General features: G+C 74.0%; 22 protein-coding genes. 18 read left to right on the forward strand and 4 right to left on the reverse strand.

Features of this window, described 5'->3' with window-relative positions:
• The first annotated feature begins 90 nt into the window (after positions 1-90).
• The gene (locus A4R25_RS08330) at positions 91-777 is read left to right on the forward strand and encodes a CBS domain-containing protein (protein ID WP_064446192.1); all 687 of its coding nucleotides are present in this window, start codon (positions 91-93) and stop codon (positions 775-777) included.
• Positions 778-818: 41 nt separating this feature from the next.
• Here A4R25_RS08330 and A4R25_RS08335 read toward each other — a convergent pair whose 3' ends face one another.
• From A4R25_RS08335 to A4R25_RS08345, 3 genes are read right to left on the reverse strand one after another with little or no spacing between them, the layout of a single operon-like run.
• A complete protein-coding gene (locus A4R25_RS08335) occupies positions 819-2,156 on the reverse strand; it encodes a hypothetical protein (RefSeq protein ID WP_064446193.1) in 1,338 nt (445 codons plus the stop codon).
• Positions 2,153-2,971 (reverse strand): sugar phosphate isomerase/epimerase family protein, encoded by an 819-nt coding sequence (locus A4R25_RS08340; protein WP_043324649.1) that lies wholly within the window; start codon positions 2,969-2,971, stop codon positions 2,153-2,155. The genes A4R25_RS08335 and A4R25_RS08340 overlap by 4 nt, the downstream gene beginning before the upstream one ends.
• Positions 2,971-4,008 carry a zinc-binding dehydrogenase gene (locus A4R25_RS08345; protein WP_064446194.1) on the reverse strand — a complete coding sequence of 346 codons (1,038 nt, stop codon included), beginning with the start codon at positions 4,006-4,008 and terminating at the stop codon, positions 2,971-2,973. The genes A4R25_RS08340 and A4R25_RS08345 overlap by 1 nt, the downstream gene beginning before the upstream one ends.
• Positions 4,009-4,129: 121 nt before the next feature.
• On the opposite strand from A4R25_RS08345, the gene A4R25_RS08350 reads away from it, so the two are divergent.
• Genes A4R25_RS08350 through A4R25_RS08370 form a run of 5 tightly spaced genes read left to right on the forward strand, consistent with a single transcriptional unit; the run spans position 4,130 to position 8,609 of the window.
• Positions 4,130-5,521, forward strand: coding sequence for an ABC transporter substrate-binding protein (locus tag A4R25_RS08350; protein WP_064446195.1), 1,392 nt, complete (start codon positions 4,130-4,132; stop codon positions 5,519-5,521).
• Positions 5,518-6,477 (forward strand): carbohydrate ABC transporter permease, encoded by a 960-nt coding sequence (locus A4R25_RS08355; RefSeq protein ID WP_064446196.1) that lies wholly within the window; start codon positions 5,518-5,520, stop codon positions 6,475-6,477. Before A4R25_RS08350 ends, A4R25_RS08355 begins: the two co-directional genes overlap by 4 nt.
• Positions 6,477-7,343, forward strand: coding sequence for a carbohydrate ABC transporter permease (locus A4R25_RS08360; protein WP_043330209.1), 867 nt, complete (start codon positions 6,477-6,479; stop codon positions 7,341-7,343). The genes A4R25_RS08355 and A4R25_RS08360 overlap by 1 nt, the downstream gene beginning before the upstream one ends.
• A 22-nt stretch (positions 7,344-7,365) precedes the next feature.
• Positions 7,366-7,971: a phosphatase PAP2 family protein gene (locus tag A4R25_RS08365; RefSeq protein WP_064446197.1), complete on the forward strand. Its 606-nt coding sequence runs from the start codon at positions 7,366-7,368 to the stop codon at positions 7,969-7,971.
• Positions 7,972-8,003: 32 nt separating this feature from the next.
• Complete coding sequence (locus tag A4R25_RS08370) at positions 8,004-8,609, forward strand: bifunctional 2-polyprenyl-6-hydroxyphenol methylase/3-demethylubiquinol 3-O-methyltransferase UbiG (RefSeq protein ID WP_043324656.1); 606 nt, start codon at positions 8,004-8,006, stop codon at positions 8,607-8,609.
• A 22-nt stretch (positions 8,610-8,631) separates the two neighbouring features.
• Here the strand turns inward: A4R25_RS08370 and eccB are convergent, their stop codons facing one another.
• Positions 8,632-10,014 carry a type VII secretion protein EccB gene (eccB, locus tag A4R25_RS08375; protein WP_064446198.1) on the reverse strand — a complete coding sequence of 461 codons (1,383 nt, stop codon included), beginning with the start codon at positions 10,012-10,014 and terminating at the stop codon, positions 8,632-8,634.
• A 201-nt stretch (positions 10,015-10,215) separates the two neighbouring features.
• Between eccB and trxA the strand changes: the two genes are divergently transcribed.
• The 12 genes from trxA to A4R25_RS08435 all read left to right on the forward strand — a co-directional run bounded on the left by trxA (position 10,216) and on the right by A4R25_RS08435 (position 19,844).
• A complete protein-coding gene (gene trxA, locus A4R25_RS08380) occupies positions 10,216-10,569 on the forward strand; it encodes a thioredoxin (protein ID WP_064446199.1) in 354 nt (117 codons plus the stop codon).
• Positions 10,570-10,624: 55 nt separating this feature from the next.
• Positions 10,625-10,894 carry a metal-sensitive transcriptional regulator gene (locus A4R25_RS08385; RefSeq protein ID WP_013285930.1) on the forward strand — a complete coding sequence of 90 codons (270 nt, stop codon included), beginning with the start codon at positions 10,625-10,627 and terminating at the stop codon, positions 10,892-10,894.
• 161 nt (positions 10,895-11,055) lie between these two features.
• Positions 11,056-12,453: an MBL fold metallo-hydrolase gene (locus A4R25_RS08390; protein WP_064446200.1), complete on the forward strand. Its 1,398-nt coding sequence runs from the start codon at positions 11,056-11,058 to the stop codon at positions 12,451-12,453.
• An 85-nt stretch (positions 12,454-12,538) separates the two neighbouring features.
• Positions 12,539-13,123, forward strand: coding sequence for a rhodanese-like domain-containing protein (locus A4R25_RS08395; RefSeq protein ID WP_064446201.1), 585 nt, complete (start codon positions 12,539-12,541; stop codon positions 13,121-13,123).
• Positions 13,120-14,016 (forward strand): sulfite exporter TauE/SafE family protein, encoded by an 897-nt coding sequence (locus tag A4R25_RS08400; RefSeq protein ID WP_043324662.1) that lies wholly within the window; start codon positions 13,120-13,122, stop codon positions 14,014-14,016. The genes A4R25_RS08395 and A4R25_RS08400 overlap by 4 nt, the downstream gene beginning before the upstream one ends.
• Positions 13,955-14,563, forward strand: coding sequence for a bifunctional 2-polyprenyl-6-hydroxyphenol methylase/3-demethylubiquinol 3-O-methyltransferase UbiG (locus A4R25_RS08405; protein WP_043324663.1), 609 nt, complete (start codon positions 13,955-13,957; stop codon positions 14,561-14,563). The genes A4R25_RS08400 and A4R25_RS08405 overlap by 62 nt, the downstream gene beginning before the upstream one ends.
• Before the next feature lie 81 nt (positions 14,564-14,644).
• Complete coding sequence (locus tag A4R25_RS08410) at positions 14,645-15,355, forward strand: spermidine synthase (protein ID WP_043324664.1); 711 nt, start codon at positions 14,645-14,647, stop codon at positions 15,353-15,355.
• A gap of 72 nt (positions 15,356-15,427) precedes the next feature.
• Entirely contained in the window at positions 15,428-15,607 is a 180-nt protein-coding gene (locus tag A4R25_RS08415; protein ID WP_043324665.1) for a hypothetical protein, read from the forward strand.
• Between the two features lie 100 nt (positions 15,608-15,707).
• Positions 15,708-17,387, forward strand: coding sequence for a long-chain-fatty-acid--CoA ligase (locus A4R25_RS08420; protein WP_064446202.1), 1,680 nt, complete (start codon positions 15,708-15,710; stop codon positions 17,385-17,387).
• A gap of 47 nt (positions 17,388-17,434) precedes the next feature.
• Positions 17,435-18,526: a winged helix DNA-binding domain-containing protein gene (locus A4R25_RS08425; protein ID WP_064446519.1), complete on the forward strand. Its 1,092-nt coding sequence runs from the start codon at positions 17,435-17,437 to the stop codon at positions 18,524-18,526.
• A 15-nt stretch (positions 18,527-18,541) separates the two neighbouring features.
• Entirely contained in the window at positions 18,542-19,057 is a 516-nt protein-coding gene (locus tag A4R25_RS08430; protein ID WP_064446203.1) for an AAA family ATPase, read from the forward strand.
• Positions 19,058-19,076: 19 nt separating this feature from the next.
• On the forward strand, positions 19,077-19,844 hold the full coding sequence (locus A4R25_RS08435; RefSeq protein WP_064446204.1) for a trans-aconitate 2-methyltransferase: 768 nt from the start codon (positions 19,077-19,079) through the stop codon (positions 19,842-19,844).
• Positions 19,845-19,952: the final 108 nt, after the last annotated feature.

A 19,952-nucleotide genomic window follows, 5' to 3' on the forward strand; every position in this document is an offset into this window, starting at 1 on the left:
GACCTCCGGCCCCCTGACCTGGTCATTGCGCCCCTGCTCCTCCCCCGTCGCCGCCGCCTAGCGTCGGGGGCGGACACAGGGAGGTTCGCCATGCGTACGTGGCAGGTGCAGGACGTGATGACCAGGGACGTGGCGTCGGTACGGGAGGGCACGGCGTACCGGGAGATCGTCGACGTGCTGACCGACCGGCACGTGACGGCGGCGCCGGTGGTGGACGAGACCCGGCGGGTGCTCGGCGTGGTGTCCGAGGCGGACCTGATGTACAAGGTGGAGCTGCTGGGGCAGCCCCGGGAGCGGCGGATCCTGCCCGACCGGCACCGCCGCGAGGCGCAGGCGAAGGCCGGTGCGACGCTCGCCGCGGACCTGATGACCGCTCCGCCGGTCACGATCACGCCGGACGCCACGATCGTGGAGGCGGCCCGGCTGATGGACACGCGCGGCGTGAAGCGGCTGCCGGTGGTCGACGACCTCGGCCGCCTGGTCGGCATCGTCACCCGCGGTGACCTGCTCAAGGTGCACCTGCGCCCGGACGCCGGCATCCGGCGCGACGTGGTCGAGGAGGTGCTGTGGCGCAGCCTCGGCGTCCGCGACGGCGTGGTCGACGTGACGGTGCAGCGGGGCGTGGTGACGCTGACCGGGCAGGTGGAGCGACGTTCCACGGCGCAGCTCGCGGTGCGGCTGGCCCGGCAGGTCAGCGGCGTGGTAGAGGTGGTCGACGCGCTCGGCTACGCGATCGACGACGCCCCGATGGCGGCCCTGCGCGTCGGCGTCGCCTGAGCCTGGCCGGCCCGCGTCGGTCCACCCGGCGTCCACCGGTATCACTCCTGGGCGAGCGCGTCCAGCACCAGCGCGGCGGTCCAGCTGAACGCCGGCGAGCCGAGTCCGGCGCCGGTGTCCGGGTGGAAGTACTCGTGGCAGCCGGCCCGGTCGACCAGGTCGAGCAGCGACTCGCGCAGTCCGGCGGCCAGGTCGGCCCGGCGGTGGGTACGCAGACCCTGCCAGAGCAGCCAGCCGGTGTTGATCCAGCTCGGCCCGCGCCAGTAGCGCAGCGGCTCGAAGTCCGGGGCGGTGCGGTCGTACGTGGGCAGCGGCCGGTCCATCCGGGCGGCCAGCCCGAAACGCGGCGAGCACGCCTCGGCCAGCACCGCCGACACCTGCGCGGCGGGCAGCTCGGGCAGCGCCAGCGGCATCAGCCCGAGCACGGTACGGGCCGGCACGAGGCGGTCGGCGCGCACGTCGCGGGGACGGAACGTGCCGGTGACCGGGTCCCAGAGCCGGGTGACCATCGCCTCGGTGATCCGGGCCCCCCGGTCCCGGTGCGGCCCCGGGTCGGCGCCGATCACCGAGGCGATGCGCGCGAGGGCGTACTCGGAGACGCCGAGCGCGGCGTTCACCAACGGGCACTCCACCAGGAACGGGTGCCGCCCGAGCAGCCCCTCGTCCCGGTAGCGGCCGGCCCGGTACGACTCCACCAGCGCGACGTAGCGCGCGTAGTCCAGGTCGGTGGGGCGCTGCGCCGCGTCGGCGTGCGCGGTGTCGTGCCGGCGGTACGCGCGCATCACCGCCTCGTCGGCGGGCACCCCGGCCAGCGGCGCGTCCCAGGCCGGGCTGTTGTCCAGTCCGGACTCCCACGGGTGCACGATCGCGGCCAGCCCGCCGCCGCCCGCGTCGCGCCGCCCGGTCAGGTAGCGCTGCTGCGCGACGAGCCTCGGGTAGAGCCGGCGCAGCGCGGCCACCGACGCCTCGGAGGAGGCGCGGCGGTGCACCAGCCAGGCGGCCGGGGCGTGCACCGGCGGCTGGACGATGCCGGAGGTGGCGCGGGCCGGGGCGCCCTCGGCGCGGGCCGAGTCCCAGAACTGGGGCCCGGGGAAGTACGGCCCGGCACGGGAGGCGGGGTTGAACACGATGTGCGGCACCCGCCCGTCGATCCACTGCGCGGCGAACAGCGTCCGCAGCTCCCGCCAGGCCCGGTCGGGGCGGACGTGTGCCAGGCCGATCGCGATGAACGCCGAGTCCCAGCTCCACTGGTGCGGGTAGAGCGTGCGGGAGGGCACCGTGTGGTCCTGTTCCCAGTTGGCGTCCAGGGTGGCCAGCGCGAGGCGGCGCAGCCGGGCGTGACGGTCGGCGTCGGCGCGTACCCCGGTGGTCAGCGTCATGCGGCGGCCCGCCGGGGACGGGCCTGGGCCAGCGCGGTGGCGGCCTGGCGCAGCGCGGCGACCGGCTCGCCGCGCAGCCGGCACTCCAGCGCGAGCCAGCCGGTGTAGCCGATCGCGTCCAGCGTGCCCAGCAGCGCCGCCCAGTCGAGGTGCCCCGCGCCGGGCTGGTGCCGGTTGGAGTCGCTGACCTGCACGTGCCCGAGGTACGGCGCGGCGGCGCGCAGCGCGGCGTTCGGGTCGTCCTCCTCGATGTTCATGTGGTACGTGTCGGCGGCCACCCGCAGCGCCGGTGACCCGACCGCGCGGCACAGCTCGACGGCCTGGTCGAGCCGGTTGACCATGTGGTCCTCGTACCGGTTGAGCGGTTCCAGGAACACGGTGACCCCTTCGGCGCGGGCGTGCCCGGCCAGCTCGCCCAGGGCGTCGACGAGCACCCGCCGGTCGTCGTCGGCCGAGCGTGGTGGTTCGAACGGGGGCAGCCGGCGGGAGAACATGCCCCACGCGGCAGGGGTCATCGCGCCGACGCCGCCCAGCTCGGCGATCACCGAGAGCTGGGAGCGCAGGTTGTCCACCGCGTCGCGGGAGCGGCCCGGGTCGAAGTCGCCGACGAAGTGGTCCATCTCGACGCAGACGGTCGGCATGACCACGCCGGCGGCGCGGGCGCGGCGCAGCTCCGGCAGCCGCCCGGCCAGCGCGAGGTCACCCCGGCCGCGCAGCTCGATGCCCTGGTAGCCGAGGGAGACGGCGAGGGCGTACTTCCCGATCAGGTCGGCGCCGGGGAGCAGCTGCTCCTGGCAGGCGAGCGGAATGTCCATCAGAACCTCAGCACCACTTGGAGGACGTCACCGTCACCGCGGTCGAGCAACGCCAGCGCGTCGGCCACCGCGCCCGCGTCGACGACGTGGCTCACCAGCGGCAGCGGGTCGACGCTGCCCTCGGCCACCAGGTCCATGAACGTGTCCGCGATCCGGGTCCCGGACCACCGGCCGGCCGTGCCGGGCGCCGGGTCCGGCCCGGAGACCTGGGCGGCCACCAGCTGGATCCGGTTGTGGTGGAACTCCTCGCCGAGTTCCAGCCCGTGGGCGTACCCCTGGTAGAAGCCGGCCGCGACGACGCGGCCGGCGTGGGCGGTGGCCCGGATCGCCTCGTGCAGCGCCGGGTACGACCCGGACAGCTCCAGGCACACGTCGGCGCCCCGGCCGCCGCTCTCGGCGCGCAGCGCGGCGGCGGGCGACTCGGCGGCGGCGTCGACCGTCCGGCGGGCGCCGAGCCCGGTGGCGTGCGCGAGCCGCCCGGGCATCCGGTCGACGGCGACCACGCGGGCTCCGGAGAGCACCGCGAGGCGCGTGCCGAGCAGCCCGATCACGCCCTGCCCGAAGACGCCCACCCAGTCGCCCAGGTGCAGGTCACCGGCGAGCACGGCGGTCAGCGCGATGGCGCCGGGGCGGGCGAAGACGGCGGCGAGCGGGTCGATGCCGGGCGGCAGCGGATGCGCCGCCGCCGCGGGCAGCACCGCTTCGGCGCGGTGCCCCCAGATGCCCCAGACGAGCTGGCCGGGCCGCCGCCCGGCGACGTCGGGGGCGACCTCGACGATCTCGCCGACCTCCTCGTAACCGAAACCCACCACCGGGTACGCGGACCCGGCCTGGCGGGGCACGAACATGCGGGCGCCGGCGTCCCAGTCCTTGCGCAGTCGCGGGTTGCTGCCCCGGTAGAGCGTCAGCTCGGTGCCGGCGGAGATGCCCGAGTAGTGGGTGCGGACGCGGACCTGGCCCGGACCGAGCCGGTCCGCGGGGCAGGGCTCCAGGCGTACGTGCCGGGGCCCGGCCAGAGAGACAACCCAGTTGCTCATGGCGTCGCTCCGAAGAAAGTGCCGACCTCGATTCTAACCCAAAAAATGGGCATATGTGATTACATTGACGAATCGATGGGTATTAGCGGCAGGCCGTACTCTTTCGAGAGGAGTGCCACCGATGTCATCACCCTCCACACGGCGGCTCGCAATCAGCCTGATCCTGGCACTGGCCGGGACCGGCGTGGCCGCATGCAGCGACGACGGGCAGAAATCCGACAGTTCCCGGATCACCGTCTGGAGCCTGGAAGACGTGGCGGACCGGGTCGCCGCCACCAAGGCGATCATCGCCGACTACACCGCCAGGACCGGCGTCCAGGTCAACCTCGTCACCGTCAACGAGGACCAGTTCCCGTCCCTGATCGCCTCCAGCGCCGCCGCCGGCGACCTGCCCGACGTGGTCGGCTCGGTCTCGCTCGCCGGGGTGCGCACGCTGTCCGCCAACGAGCTGGTGGACGCCGACGCCAACGGCGCCGTCGTCGAACGGCTCGGCCGGGACACGTTCACCCCGCGCGCGCTGGAACTCACCAGCGACGGCGGCACGCAGCTCGCCGTACCGAGCGACGGGTGGGGCCAGCTGCTCGTCTACCGCAAGGACCTGTTCGACGCCGCCGGCCTGCCGGCGCCCGACACGTACGAGAGGATCGCCGCCGCCGCGGCGAAGCTGAACACCGGCGGCGTCGCCGGCATCACCGCGGCGACCGCCCCCGGTGACGTGTTCACCCAGCAGACGTTCGAGCACCTGGCGCTGGCGAACAACTGCCGGCTCACCGACGACTCCGGCAAGGTCGTTCTCGACTCCCCCGAGTGCGTCGAGGCGTTCCGCTTCTACGGCGACCTGATGCGCAACAACTCGGTGAAGGGCGCCCAGGACGTCGACACCACCCGGGCCACCTACTTCGCCGGCAAGGCGGCCATGCTGATCTGGTCGCCGTTCATCCTCGACGAGCTGGCCGGGCTGCGCGCCGACGCCCGTCCCACCTGCCCGCAGTGCCAGTCCGACCCGGCGTGGCTGGCCAAGAACAGCGGGTTCGTCACCGCGATCAAGGGCCCGAACGGCACCGAGCCCGCCCAGTACGGCGAGGTCAGCTCCTGGTCGGTGCTCGACGGCGCGGCCGACCCGGCGAAGTCGTTCGTGGAGTACATGCTCTCCGACGGCTACCCGCGCTGGTTCGGCATGTCCCCCGAGGGGCGCTTCCCGGTGCGCACCGGCACGCCGGAGGACAAGCAGAAGTTCCGCACCGCCTGGAACACCAGCCCGGCCGGCGTGGACACCAAGAAGCCACTGTCCGAGGTCTACGGCGGGGACGTGCTCGCCACGCTGCGGCGCAGCCCCGACACGTTCCAGCGCTGGGGCCTGACCGAGAACCAGGGCAAGCTCGTCGGCGCCATCCTGGGTGAACTACCAGTGCCCAAGGCGCTCGCCGACGTCGTCGGCGGCAAGTCCGACGCCCGCGCCGCCGCCGAACGCGCCCGCAAGGACGTCGAGGCGATAGCCAAGGGCGTCAATTGACCACCACCGCGCCGGAGGCCGGCCGCTCCCCCGCCCCGGAGCGGTCCCGCCGACCCGGCCGACGCCCGCTGACGCTGCGCCGCCGCGAGTCCCGCGCCGGGCTCGCGCTGGTCGCCCCGACCCTGCTCGTCGTGCTCGCGGTGATCGGCATACCCATCGTCTGGACGGTGGTGCTGGCCTTCCAGCGGGTACGCCTGGCGACGCTGCGCAAGACCGGCCTGTTCGGCGAGCTGACACTGGACAACATCGACCGGGTGCTGCACACCCCCGGGTTCGCCGACACGCTCTGGACCACAGTGCTCTACAGCGTCGGCGGCACCGCCGGCTCGATAGTGGTGGGCCTGGTGGCGGCGCTGGCCGTACGCGGGCCGTTCCGGGGCCGCACGCTGGTCCGCGCGTCGATGCTGCTGCCGTACGTGGCGCCGGTGGTCGCCATGACGTTCGTCTGGCAGGTGATGCTGGACCCGCAGCTCGGCATCGTCAACGACTGGGGCAAGCGCTTCCTCGGCTGGGATCAGCCGGTGCCGTTCCTGTCGCAGGAGTCCACCGCGCTGTGGACGGTGATCGCGTTCGAGGCGTGGCGCTACTTCCCGTTCGCGTTCCTGTTCCTGCTCGCGCGGCTCCAGGCGGTGCCCGGTGAGCTGGAGGAGGCCGCCCGGGTCGACGGCGCCACACCCACGCAGCGGTTCCGGCACATCCTGCTGCCGCAGCTCATGCCGGTGATCGCGCTGATCGGCGTGCTGCGGTTCATCATGACGTTCAACAAGTTCGACGACGTCTACCTGCTCACCGGCGGCTCGGCCGGCACCGAGGTGGTGAGCGTTCGCGTCTACCAGTTCCTCACCGCCCGTACCGACATCGGCGCGGCCGCCGCCCAGGCCGTCGTGCTCGCCGTGGTGCTGCTCGTGTTCGTGGCGATCTACCTGCGCTTCTTCGGCGCGCGACGGGAGGCGTGATGGACCGGGACCGGATCGAGACGGTCAGCCTGCGCTGGCTGCGTCGGCTGGTGATCGCCGGGTTCCTGGTGGTCACGCTGCTGCCGTTCTGGTACATGCTGGTGCTGTCGGTACGCCCGATCGAACGCCTGCTGCTCGACCCCGGCTCGCTGTGGGTGCCGTTCGGCGAGCTGACCGTCGCCACGTACGCGGAGGTGCTGAAGTCCGTCTCCGACGGCGGCCAGGGCTTCCTCACGTTCATCCGCAACAGCGGCCTGGTGGCGCTCGCCGCCACCGCGCTCACCCTGGTGATCGCCATTCCCGGCGCGTACGCGGTGTCCCGCCTGCGGTTCTTCGGCCGACGCCAGGTCAGCGCGCTGTTCCTGGCGGTCTACCTGTTCCCGTCGATAGTCATCGCGATCCCGCTGTTCGTGGTCTTCACCCGGGCCGGGCTGCGCGGGTCGCTGACCGGCCTGGTGCTCGTCTACATCTCGCAAACCCTGCCGGTGTCGGTCTACATGCTGAAGAACTACTTCGAGACCATCCCGGTCAGCCTCGAGGAGTCGGCGGCGATCGACGGCGCCGGCCGGCTCGGCATCATCCGCCGGGTCAGCCTGCCGCTCGCCGCGCCGTCGGTGATGGCCGTCGCGCTGTACGACTTCATGATCGCCTGGAACGAGTACCTGTTCGCGCTGCTGTTCCTGGTCGACCGGCCCGACCGGTGGACCGTGTCGCTGGGGCTGTCGCTGCTCGCCGACGGCGTCGAGGTGCCCAAGACCGTGCTGATGGCCGGCTCGGTCATCCTCACGCTGCCGATCGTGGTGCTGTTCTTCGCCGGGGAGCGAATGCTCACCGAGGGACTCACCAGCGGGGCCGAGAAGGGCTGAGCGTCCGTGCCAGGATGATCGGGTGCGAGCATCACGGGAGGACCGACCGGCCGGCACCCGACTGGCCCGGCTGCTCACCGAGGCGCTCGCCCCGACCGTCCTGGTCACGGCGCTGCCGCTGATCGCCGCCGCCCGGGTCAGCCGCTCGGCGGGCCAGTTCCTGCTCTGGGGCGGCATCGCGCTCACGTTCTGCGCCGTCATCCCGATCGGCGTGCTCGTCCACGGCGTACGCCGGGGGCGGCTCACCGACCGGCACGTCGGCGACCGCACCCAGCGGGCCCGGCCGCTGTCGATCGGGCTGGCCTCGGTCGCGGCCGGGTTGCTGATGCTGGCGGCGGTCCGCGCGCCCGCCGAACTGTTCGCCGTGATCGTGGTGGTCTTCGTGGTCGGCGCGGCGTGCGCGCTGGTGAACCACTGGTGGAAGCTGAGCATCCACGCGGCGGTCGCCGCCGCCGCCGTCGCCGTGCTGGTGCCGCTGGCCGGGCCGGCGGCGAACCTCGGCTGGGCGCTCGTCGCGGCGGTCGGCTGGTCCCGGGTACGGCTGGTCGACCACACCTGGCCGCAGGTGCTGGCCGGCGTCGCGCTCGGCGGACCGCTGGCCGCCGGCACGTTCCTGGCGCTCGCCTGACCCGCCGCCACAAGATCAGCTACGGTGGCCTCATGGGCAAGCCGACCCGCTGGGTGACCGACACGAAGCCCGGCCACTCGCAGTGGTACGTGGACCGCTTCCGCCAGCTCGCCGCCGAGGGTGCCGACCTGTCCGGTGAGGCGCGGCTGCTGGACGCGCTCGTACCGCCGGGCGCGCGCGTGCTGGACGCCGGCTGCGGCACCGGCCGGGTCGCCGCCGCGCTCGCCGCACGCGGGCACGACGCCGTGGGCGTGGACGCCGACCCGACACTCGTCGAGGCGGCCCGCGCCGACCACCCCGGCCCCCGCTTCCTGGTCGCCGACCTGGCCGAGCTGGACCTGGCCGCGCAGGGTGAGGCCGAGCCGTTCGACGCCGCCGTGCTCGCCGGCAACGTGATGGTCTTCGTCGCCCCCGGCACCGAACGCGACGTGCTGGCCCGCGTCGCCGCCCACGTGCGCCCGGACGGCCTGGTGGTGGTCGGTTTCGCCACCGACCGGGGCTACCCGGTCGGCGACCTGGACGCCGACGCGGTGGCCGCCGGACTGCGCCCCGAGCACCGTTTCGCCACCTGGGACCTGCGCCCCTGGCGCGACGACGCCGACTTCGCGGTGAGCGTGCTGCGCCGCCCCGCCGACTGACCCTTCTCCTGCCGACCAGGGCTCACGCGGGTGCGGCGACGGTGCGGGCGGCCTCCGGGTCGAGCGGGCTGCCCGCCGGCAGGAGGTCCACCAGGCCCGCCGGCAGCCGCGCCGGACGCACCCCGGCGTAGCCGAGCATGCCCGGCACGTCCGCGCCGGTCAGCGCGTACCGCCGCCCCAGGTCGGTGACCACGCAGACCGTGCCGCCGCTCGCGCCCGGCGCGGACACCGCCTCCACCAGCGCGCCACGTCCCGGCTCCACCAGCACCTCGTCGGCGAGCCCGGCCCGGCCGCCGGGCGTCCGCGTGGCGGCGGCGAGGTCCGGCGCGGTGACGCCCACGCGGATCTCGCGTACGCCGGCGTCGTCCCCGGCCCGCGCGCAGATCGCGCCGTTCTCGGCGGCGGCCAGCCGGGGCGGTACGGCGGGCGGCGCGGTCGGCCCGCCGGGCACCAGACCGGGCAGCTTCGGCAGCGCGGCGAACCGGCCGAGCGTGATCGGTTCGGGCTCCCCCTGGCCGGTGCGGGCCAGCAGCAGCGCCGCCTGCAACTCGGTGATGCCGGCCAGCCCGCCGCGCTGCGCCACCGCGTACTGCCGCCCGCCACCGGAGTTGCGCACCAGGTACACGTCACCCACGCTCGCGCCGGTGACCCGCTCGGACGGCTCACCGAGGGCACCGACCGGCGGCGGAACCAGGTCGGCACCGGCCGGCAGCGTGTTGAGCAGCGCCGCCGCGACCGGCACCGCCCGTTCCCGCGTGGCGGCCAGCGCGGCGAGCACCCGGTCGGTGTCGCGCAGCAGGTAGCGCCGGTCGTGCCAGAGCAGGTGCAGGCCGCCGTCCGGGTGCCGTGCCAGCAGCCCCTGGTCGCCGAGCGCCCGGCCGCCGGTGGCCTGCCGCCCGATCAGCAGCACCGACCGGGCCGCGCCGCGCCCGGTCTCGCCCTCATCCGTGGAGCAGAGCGTCCACGCGTCGCGGACGAGCCGGTTCGGCGCGGGCAGCGAGTCCGGCGCGTCGGCGATGCCCAGCGGCAGACCGCGCGGCACCCCCTCGATGGCACGGCGGCCGACCAGCACCGTCTTCGGCTGCTCCGCCCCGATGATCAGCAGCGCGGAGGCGTAGTTCAACACCGGGTGCAGCTTCTCGTCGCGGTAGACGAACCGTGCGCCCGACTCCTTCTCCACGATCACCGCGCCGGTCTCGCGCCACGAGTCACCGCCGCCGGTGAACAGGCCGTAGAGGGCGACGCCGCCGAGCGCGATCGCGGCGACCAGGACGCTGGCCAGACCGGCGCCGGCCAGCCGGCGGAACGGGGACTGCGGCGGGTCCGTCTCCCGCATGACGAGCGCGGCGACCGCCCGCTGGACGGTGAACTGGTACGAGTGCAGCTGGTCCTGCCGCGACGCCATCGTGTCCCTTCCCGCCGGGATGGTCGGCGCACAGGATAAGCGCTCCGTCGATGCCCCGGCGACCCTGCGTGTCCCTCACCGGCCCGGACCCCACCACCTCCCCGAGCTGGAGTCGATCAAGGCGGCCAGGACCACCCCACCCGGAATGGATACCCCCGGGGGTGTGTTACACATGCAGAACCCGAATCAACGGAGGTACCGATGGCCAGCGTGGCGTTGACCACCACCGACTTCGCGGAGACCGTCAACCGGGACGGCATCGTCCTGGTCGACTTCTGGGCCGCCTGGTGCGGTCCCTGCCGGGCGTTCGCGCCGGTCTACGAGAAGGCCAGCGAGCAGCACCCGGACATCGTCTTCGGCAAGGTCGACACCGAGGCGGAGCCCACCCTCGCGGCGGCCGCCCAGATCCGGTCGATCCCGACGCTCATGGCGTTCCGGGACGGCATGCTGGTGTTCGCCCAGCCGGGCGCTCTGCCGACGGCGGGGCTGGAGGAGCTGATCCGGGCCGTGCGTGACCTCGACATGAACGAGGTCCGGGCCCAGGCCCGCGTCTGATCGGGGTGGCGACAGTGGTACCCCCTGGGGTATGTTCGAACGCAGGAGGTGGGACGTGAATCTTCGACCCGAGATGACCGGCGAGGCGCTGACCCGGCTGAAGCGTGCCCGGGGGCAGCTCAACGCCGTCATCGAGATGATGGAGAACGGCGAGGACTGCCGCGCCGCGCTGACCCAGCTCGCCGCGGTCTCCAAGGCCATCGACCGGGCCGGCTTCAAGATCATCGCTTCCGGCATGCGCTACTGCGACGCCGCCCGCCAGGCCGGCGAGGAGCCGGAGATGACCGAGGAGGAGCTGGAGAAGCTCTTCCTGTCCCTGGCCTGACGGCGCCCGACCGACCGACTGAGTCCCGCCCGCCCGACCGGCTGAGCCCCGCCCGCGCCGTGTGACCACGGCGCGGGTGGGTAGACCACTGCCCGGAGAACCCGGGCCGCAGACTGTCCCACACATACCCCCCGGGGTATATAGGCAATGAGAGGAACGACATGACTCTCGACGTGTCCGTCATCGCGACCTCCTCGCTCGGCGACCGCAGCTACCTGGCCTCCGACGGCCGGGTGGCGATCGTGGTCGACCCGCAGCGCGACATCGACCGCATCCTCTACCTGGCCGGCGCCAAGGGCGTACGGATCACCCACGTGGTGGAGACGCACATCCACAACGACTACGTCTCCGGCGGCCTGGAGCTGGCCCGGATCACCGGCGCGCAGTACCTCGTGGCCGCCGCCGACACCGTCGAGTTCGACCGCACGCCGGTCTCCGACGGCGACACCGTGCCGGTCTCGGACACCATGCGGCTGCGGGTGCTCGGCACCCCGGGCCACACGTTCCACCACCTGTCGTACGTGCTCGACGAGCGCGACGGCGACTGGACGCCGGCCGGCGTGTTCACCGGCGGCTCGCTGCTGTTCGGCACCACCGGCCGCACCGACCTGCTGGGCCAGCAGTACGCGCACGAGCTGGCGCACCACCAGCACGCCTCCGCGCGCAAGCTGGCCGACCTGCTGCCCGACGGCGCGCAGGTGTGGCCCACGCACGGCTTCGGCAGCTTCTGCTCGGCCAGCCAGGCCGACGCCCCCGAGTCGACGATCGGCCGGGAGAAGCAGGCCAACCCGGTGCTGCGGCTGGCCGCCGACCAGTTCGTCACCGAGACGCTGGCCGGGCTGGACGCCTACCCGGCGTACTACGCCCACATGGGCGTGGCGAACGCCGCCGGTCCCGCCCCGGTGGACCTCACTCCGGTGGCCCGCGCCGACGCCGACGAGCTGCGCCGCCGCATCGCCGCCGGCGAGTGGGTGGTCGACCTGCGCCACCGCAAGGCGTACGCGGCCTCGCACCTGGCCGGCACGGTCAGCCTCGGCCTGGACGGGCCGATGTCGACATGGCTCGGCTGGCTGATCGACTGGGGCGTGCCGATCACGTTCCTGGCGCAGACCCCGGAGCAGGTCGCCGACGCCCAGCGGGAGCTGGTCCGCATCGGCATCGACCGCCCGGCCGCCCAGGCCACCGGCGAGCCCGAGCAGTGGACCGGCGACCCGTCGCGGCTGCGCGAGATGGCCGTGGCCGACTTCGACGCGCTGGCCGCCGCGCAGGCCGGGAAGACGCCGGCCGGGCTGCCCGAGCCGCAGGTCGTCCTCGACGTGCGGATGACAGGCGAGTGGACGGCCGGGCACATCGACGGCGCGGTCCACGTGCCGCTGCCGGACGTGCCGAAGCGGCTCGCCGACATCCCCGCCGGGACGGTCTGGGTGCACTGCGGCTCCGGCTACCGGGCCACCGCCGCCGCGTCCCTGCTCGCCAACGCCGGCCGCGACGTGGTGCTGATCGACGACTCGTACGGCCGGGCCGAGGCGGCCGGCGTACGCATGGCGCCCAGCGCCTGACCTCTCCCCGAGCGCCCGGCCGGCGTGCCCCTGCGCCGGCCGGCGTTCGACCCTGCCCGAAAACACCCGCTGAAGGAGACAGAGCATGACCACGACCACCCCCACCACCATCGACGCGGCGACGCTGCGCGAACTGATCGCCGCCGGCCGTACGCCCCGGATGCTCGACGTGCGCACGCCCGGTGAGTTCGAGGCGGCGCACATCCCCGGCGCGTACAACGTGCCGCTGGACCTGCTCCGGGAGCACCGCGCGGAGCTGCGCAGCCACCTGGACGAGGACGTGGTGCTGATCTGCCGCTCCGGCGTCCGGGCCGGCCAGGCCGGTCAGGCGCTCGGCACCGTCGGCCTGCCCAACGTCAAGGTGCTCGACGGCGGCATGCTGGCCTGGCAGGCCACGAACGCGCCGGTCAACCAGGGCCGGGCCCGCTGGGACCTGGAGCGCCAGGTACGTCTCGTCGCCGGTTCGATCGTGCTCGCCGCGATCCTCGGGTCGGTGTTCGTGCCGGGCCTGAAGTGGGTCGCCGCGTTCATCGGCGCGGGCCTCACGTTCGCCGCGCTCACAAACACCTGCGCCATGGGCATGCTGCTGAGCAAGCTGCCGTACAACCGGGGCGCGAGCTGCGACCTGGACACGATCGTGGGGCAGCTGCGCGACGGGAGCCGCAGGTGACCACCCTCGCGCTGACGCTCGCCGGCGCGGTGCTGATCGGCGTGACGCTGGGTCTGCTCGGCGGCGGCGGTTCGATCCTCGCCGTGCCGCTGCTGGTCTACGTCGCCGACCTGCCCGCGAAGGAGGCCATCGCCACCTCGCTGCTCGTCGTCGGCGTGACCAGCGCGGTGGGCGTGCTGCCGCACGCCCGCGCGAACCGGGTCCGCTGGCGCACCGGGCTCATCTTCGGCGTGGCCGGCATGACCGGCGCGTACGCGGGCGGCCGGCTGGCCGAGTTCGTGCCGGCGAGCGTCCTGCTCACCGGGTTCGCGCTGATGATGCTGGCCACCGCGGTCGCGATGCTCCGGGGCCGCCGGTCCACCGAGGGCCGGTCGAAGCCGCACGAGCTGCCGATGCTGCGGGTGGTCGGGGACGGCGTGGTCGTCGGGCTGGTCACCGGCCTGGTCGGCGCGGGCGGCGGCTTCCTGGTCGTACCGGCTCTGGCCCTGCTGGGCGGCCTGCCGATGCCGGTGGCGGTCGGCACCTCGCTGGTCGTCATCGCGCTGAAGTCGTTCGCCGGCCTGGCCGGCTACCTGTCCAGCGTGCAGATCCACTGGGGGCTGGCCGGCGCGGTCACCGCCGCCGCGGTCGTCGGCAGCCTGCTCGGTGGCCGGCTCGCCGGGCGGATCCCGGCCGACGTGCTGCGCCGCGGCTTCGGCTGGTTCGTCGTGGTGATGGGCGTTTTCGTGCTCGCCCAGCAGCTGCCGCTGATCTGGGGACTCACCGTGGGAGCGCTTGCCGCGGCCGGTACGGTCACCATGGCGGTGTGGGCCCGCCGAGGAAGGGGACACAGTGGACAGCAGCACCTGGGACAGCCGGTACGCCGACACGCCCGGGCTGGTGTGGAGCGCTGAGCCCAACCGTTTCGTGGTCGAGTCGGTCGCCGGGCTGACTCCCGGGTCGGCGCTGGACATCGCGGCCGGCGAGGGACGCAACGCGGTCTGGCTGGCCGGTCAGGGCTGGCGGGTGAACGCGGTGGACTTCTCCACCGTGGCCGTCGAGCGGGGGCGGCAGATGGCCGCCGCGCGGGGCGTCACAGTCGACTGGCGGGTAGCGGACGTGACCGCGTACCGGCCGGTGCCGAACAGTTACGACCTGGTGCTGATCAGCTACCTGCACCTGCCCGCCGCCGAGTTCGCCGGCGTGCTCGCGGCGGCGAAGTCCGCGCTGCGCCCCGGCGGCACGCTCGTGGTGGTCGGGCACGACCTGGCCAACCTCACCGGTGGCACCGGCGGCCCGCAGGACCCCGCCGTGCTGCTCACGCCCGAGGCGGTGGTCGACGGGCTGGCCGGGCTGCGGGTCCAGCGCGCCGAGACCACCCGCCGGCCGGTCCCGACGAGCGACGGCGGCGCCGTGGACGCGCTGGACACGGTCGTGGTGGCCACCCGCCCCGCCGACTGAGCGCCACGCGCCGTGGTTTCGCCGGGCCGGGCCGGCACCGGCCGGTAGCATCCGGGGACGGATCGGCGGAGAGGACACCGGGTGGGCGCGCGCTTCGAGGAACTGGCCTGGCGGGAGACGCCGATCGGCGAGATCAGCCTGCGGCGGCGGCGCGACCCGGCGCTGGGCGCCGAGGTGTACGAGGTGAAGCTCGATGACGAGTACCTCATGTCCAGCGCCTTCCCGGTGGCGGAGATCGAGCTGGCCCGGCTCGGACTGGCCGCGCTGACCGGCACGGAGCTGGACGTGGTGGTCGGCGGGCTCGGCCTCGGCTACACGGCACGGACCGCGCTGGAGGATCCCCGGGTGCGTTCGCTGCTCGTGGTCGAGGCGATCGAGGACGTGATCGACTGGCACCGCCGGGACCTGCTGCCGTTCACCGCCGGGCTGGCCACCGATCCGCGTACCCGGTTCGTCCGGGCGGATTTCTTCGCCGCGGTCGCCGACGGCGGTTTCGACCCGGACGAGCCGGGCCGCCGCTTCCACGCGGTGCTGCTGGACGTGGACCACTCCCCCCGTCAGGTGCTGCACCCGAGCCACGCCGCGTTCTACACGGTCGACGGGCTGCGCCGGCTGGCCGCGCTGCTGCACCCGGACGGGGTCTTCGCGCTCTGGTCGAACGACCCGCCGGACCCGGAGTTCCAGCGCACTCTCACCGCTGTGTTCCCGACCTCGGTGGCGCACGTCGTCCGGTTCCCGAACCCGTTGCAGGGCCGGGAGGCGGCGAACACCGTGTACGTGGCCCGGCACTGATCCACCGGGCCACGCATGGCCGTAGGGCCAGCGGGAAAGCGGGCGGCCGACCGTACGACGGGAGGCTGGGACATGCGTGCGTTGCTCTGGGTGGTCGGCGTGGTCGCCGGTGTGATCATCCTGCTCGGGCTGCTGCTGGAGGCGGTCCGCTGGCTCGTCATCATCGGCGTGATCGCGCTCGCCGCGGTGATCATCGTCGGCATCGTGAAGGGCCGGCGGGTGGTGCACCAGCATTCGACACGCCGGCACTGACCTGCGCAGGTGTGACCTACCCGGCAACCTACGTTAGCGTAGGTTACCGCCCGGTCACGTTAGGCTGGGGTCGTCATCCGCGCGACGAGGAGTAACGGCGATGGACGCGACCGCCCAGCGACCCTGGACCCGTAGCTACGCGCCGGGGGTACCGGCCGAGATCGCCGAGCCGGACGGCTCGCTCGTCGACCTGCTCACCGAGGCGGCCGGGCGGTTCGGGCCCCGGGTCGCGCTCGACTTCTACGGCGCCACCACCACGTTCACCGAGCTGGCCGACCAGGTGTCCCGCGCCGCCGAGGCGCTGCGCCGCCTCGGCGTCGGCCCGGGCGACCGGGTGGCGCTGGTGCTGCCGAACTGCCCGCAGCATGTGGTCGCCTTCTACGCCGTGCTGCGGCTCGGCGCGGTCGTGGTCGAGCACAACCCGCTCTACACCGCCGACGAGCTGGACCGGCAGCTCACCGACCACGGCGCAGGCGTCGCGATCGTGTGGGACAAGGTCGCGCCGCTGGTGGCGGGACGCGGCGCCGTGCGTACCGTGGTGGCGGTCGACCTGACCGCGGCGCTACCGCGGCTCAAGCGGTGGGCGCTGCGGGCGCCGCTTCCGAAGGTCCGCGCCGCCCGCGCCGCGATGACCGCCCCCGCGCCCGGCGCTCTGGCCTGGTCGGACCTGGTCGCCGCGGCGGGGCCGCTGCCCGCCGGGCATCCCGCGCCGGAGGCCGGCGACGTGGCGTTGCTCCAGTACACCGGCGGCACCACCGGCGAGCCCAAGGGCGCGGTGCTGACCCACCGCAACCTGCGCGCCAACGCCGCGCAGGGCCGGGCCTGGGTCCCCGGCCTGCGCGACGGCGAGGAGACCGTGTACGCGGTGCTGCCGCTGTTCCACGCCTACGGGCTGACGCTCTGCCTCACCTTCGCCGTCAGCATCGGGGCCACCCTGGTGCTGTTCCCCCGCTTCGACGCCGACCAGGTGCTCGACGCGGTCCGCCGCCGCCCGCCGACGTTCCTGCCCGCGGTGCCGCCGGTCTACGCGAAGCTCGCCACCGCCGCCCGCGAACGCGCCGTCGACCTCACCTCCATCCGGTACGCGATCTCCGGCGCGATGTCGCTGCCACCGGCCACCGTGGAGCTGTGGGAGCAGGTGACCGGCGGCCTGCTGGTCGAGGGGTACGGGATGACCGAGACGTCCCCGATCACCGTCGGCAACCCGGTCGCGCCGACCCGCCGGCCCGGCACCGTCGGCGTGCCGTTCCCCTCCACCGACGTGCGCATCGTCGACCCGGAGGACCCGAGCCGCGACCGCACCCCGGGCGAGGCCGGTGAGCTGCTGGTCCGCGGCCCGCAGGTGTTCTCCGGCTACTGGCACCGGCCGGAGGAGACGGCGAAGGTGCTGCTGCCCGGCGGCTGGATGCGCACCGGCGACATCGTCACCATGGACGCCGACGGCTTCATCACGGTGGTCGACCGGATCAAGGAGCTGATCATCACCGGCGGCTTCAACGTCTACCCGTCCGAGGTGGAGGAGGCGTTGCGCCGCGTCCCCGGCGTACGCGAGGCCGCCGCCGTGGGAATGCCCACCGACGACGGCGAGGAGGTCGTCGCCGCGGTGGTGGTCGACCCGGCGGTGGCCGCCACGCCGGAGGCGATCCGGACCTCGTGCCGCACCCACCTGGCCGGCTACAAGGTGCCGCGCCGGGTCGTGATCGTCGACGAGCTGCCGTACTCCCAGATCGGCAAGATCCTGCGCCGCGAGGTCCGCGAACGGCTGCTCGCCGCCCGCTGACCCGTCGGACCGCGGGAAGTGTCGGTGCCGGCGCCTACGCTGTGGCGATGGTCGACAGACGTCAGGTGCTGGCCTTCCGCGTGCGCGCCCAGCAGCTCGACCGGGCGCAGGGCTCGCTCGCCGACACCGCCGTGCTCGACATCGGCGTGCAGGACACCGGCCCCGACGGCGGCCGCTGGGCGCTGGCGACGCGCGGGGTCGACGTGACCTCGCTGACCGGTGACGACGTGGTCATGCTCTGGACCGTACGCGGCGCCCCACACCTCTACCGCCGCGCCGACGTGGGCGCGGTGGCCGTCGCGGTCGAGCCGTTCTCCGACGCCGACGCGGGCAAGCGCATCTACGACGCGACAAAACCGTTGAAGGCCGCCGGCATCGGCATCGTCGCCGCGCTCGACGAGGTGGCCGCCCGGATGCGGGAGATCGTCCGCACGCCGACGGTCAAGGGCGAGGTCTCCGGGCGGCTCGCCGAGGTGATGCCCGAGCCCTACCTGCGGCACTGCCGGCCGTGCGACGCGATCCACCTCTACGAGATGCCGTTCCGGCTCGCCGCCGTACGCGCCGGGCTGGAGCTGCGCCTCGACACGTCACCGCCGGTCCTGGAACGCATCCGCGGGTTCCATCCGGCCGCCGCGCCCGGCGACCGGTTCGAGCTCATCCGCGCCTACCTGCGGCTGCTCGGCCCGGCCACCCCGAAGCACGTCGCCGACTACCTCGACGCCCCGGTCAAGGAGGTCAAGGCCCGCTGGCCGGGCGACGCGGTCGAGGTGAGCGTCGACGGTGAGACGCGCTGGCTGCTCGCCGCCGACGAGGCGGCGCTGGCGTCGGCGGACGCCACGACGACCCGCCTGCTCGGCCCGTTCGACCTGTTCCTCCAGGCGAAGGACCGGGCGACGCTCGTGCCGGACGCGGCCCGCGCCAAGGAGTTGTGGCCGGTGCTGGGCCGCCCTGGCGCCGTGCTGGCCGACGGGGAGCTGGCCGGCACGTGGCGGCCCCGCAAGTCCGGCCGGTCGTTCACCGTCGCCGTCCAGCCGTGGCGAAGGCTCACCGGCAGCACCCGCGACGCGGTGGTCGCGGAGGCCGAGCGCCTCGCCGCGTACCGGGGTGTGCCGCTCGCGGGTGTCGACTTCGCCGCGTGATGGCATCATGATCGCGTGATCGTCTGGCTCAACGGCGCGTTCGGTGCCGGCAAGACGACCACCGCGCGGCTGCTCACGGAGTCGCTTCCGGACGCGCGGCTGTTCGACCCGGAGTTCCTCGGCTCGATGCTCACCGCGTTCGTCACCCCGCCGACCGGCGACTTCCAGGACCTGCCCCTGTGGCGTCACCTCGTCGTGCAGACGGTCACCGGCCTGGACCGGCACCACCCGGGCATCTGGATCGTGCCGATGAGCCTGCTCGTCCCGGCGTACCGCGCGGAGATCCTCGGCGGCATCCGCGCCGCGGGCGTCGACGTCCGCGAGGTCGTGCTCACGCTCCCCGAGGACCGGTTGCGGGCCCGGATCGACGCCGACCAGGTCGAGTCCGGCGCGCGCGGCTGGCGGCACGACCACGTCGCCCGGGCGCTGGACACGTTCGCGTCGGTGACCGACGCCCACCTGATCGACGCCACCGTCCCGCCCGAGCAGGTGGCCGACGCCGTCGCCGCGCACGTCACGGGCGCAGCCTGATCGTGGGAGGATGCTCGGCATGCCGGATCGCGCGTTGAGCTTCGGAGCGGCGGCGCAGGCGTACGAGCGGTTCCGGCCCGGCTACCCCGAGGAGCTTGCCGACCTGGTGCTGGCGTACGCGGACCGGCCGGTCCGGACCGCCCTGGAGATCGGCGCCGGGACCGGCAAGGCCACCCGGCTGTTCGCGCGGCGCGGCATCGCGGTCACCGCCACCGACCCGGATTCCGCGATGCTCGCCGAACTGCGCCGGCACGTCCCGGCCGGGGTGCGGGTCCGGCAGGCCGCGTTCGAGCAGTTGCGCGCCGGCGAGCACCACGACCTGGTGTACGCGGCGGCGGCGCTGCACTGGACCGACCCGCACCGGCGGTGGGAACGGATCGTTGGGCTGCTCGCGTCCGACGGTGTGTTCGCCTCGTTCGGCGGACCGCTGCGGCTGGCCGACCCGGCCCTGCGCGACGGGGTGGCCGCGGCCCGAGCCGAGTTCATCGCCGACGACGAGATCCCGTCGCCGGACGGGACGCCACCGGAGGCCGGCATGCAGTGGCCCGGCACGGAGCTGCGCGCCTCCGAGTGGTTCACCGACGTACGCCAGTCGGAGATCGCGCGGCGGATCACGATGAGTGCCGACGACTTCGTCGGTCTGCTGTCGACCGTCTCGGCCTACCTCGAACTGCCGCCACATGTCCGTGAGCAGGTGTTCCGCCGCGTCCGGGATGTACTGCCCGGCACGGTCGAGGTCACCGCGGACGTCACGGTCCACCTGGCGCGGCGGACGTCGCAGCCCTGATCAACCGGCACCGGGTGATCCCTTGACGGCACCCCTGGCGCGAGTCGGCCCGCCACGGCGCCCCTTCGCCGCCGTCGGCACGCGGAGGCGTCCTGGCACCGCGCCGGA

Source organism: Micromonospora sp. NBRC 110037 (assembly GCF_001652995.1).
Lineage (GTDB): Bacteria > Actinomycetota > Actinomycetes > Mycobacteriales > Micromonosporaceae > Micromonospora > Micromonospora chalcea.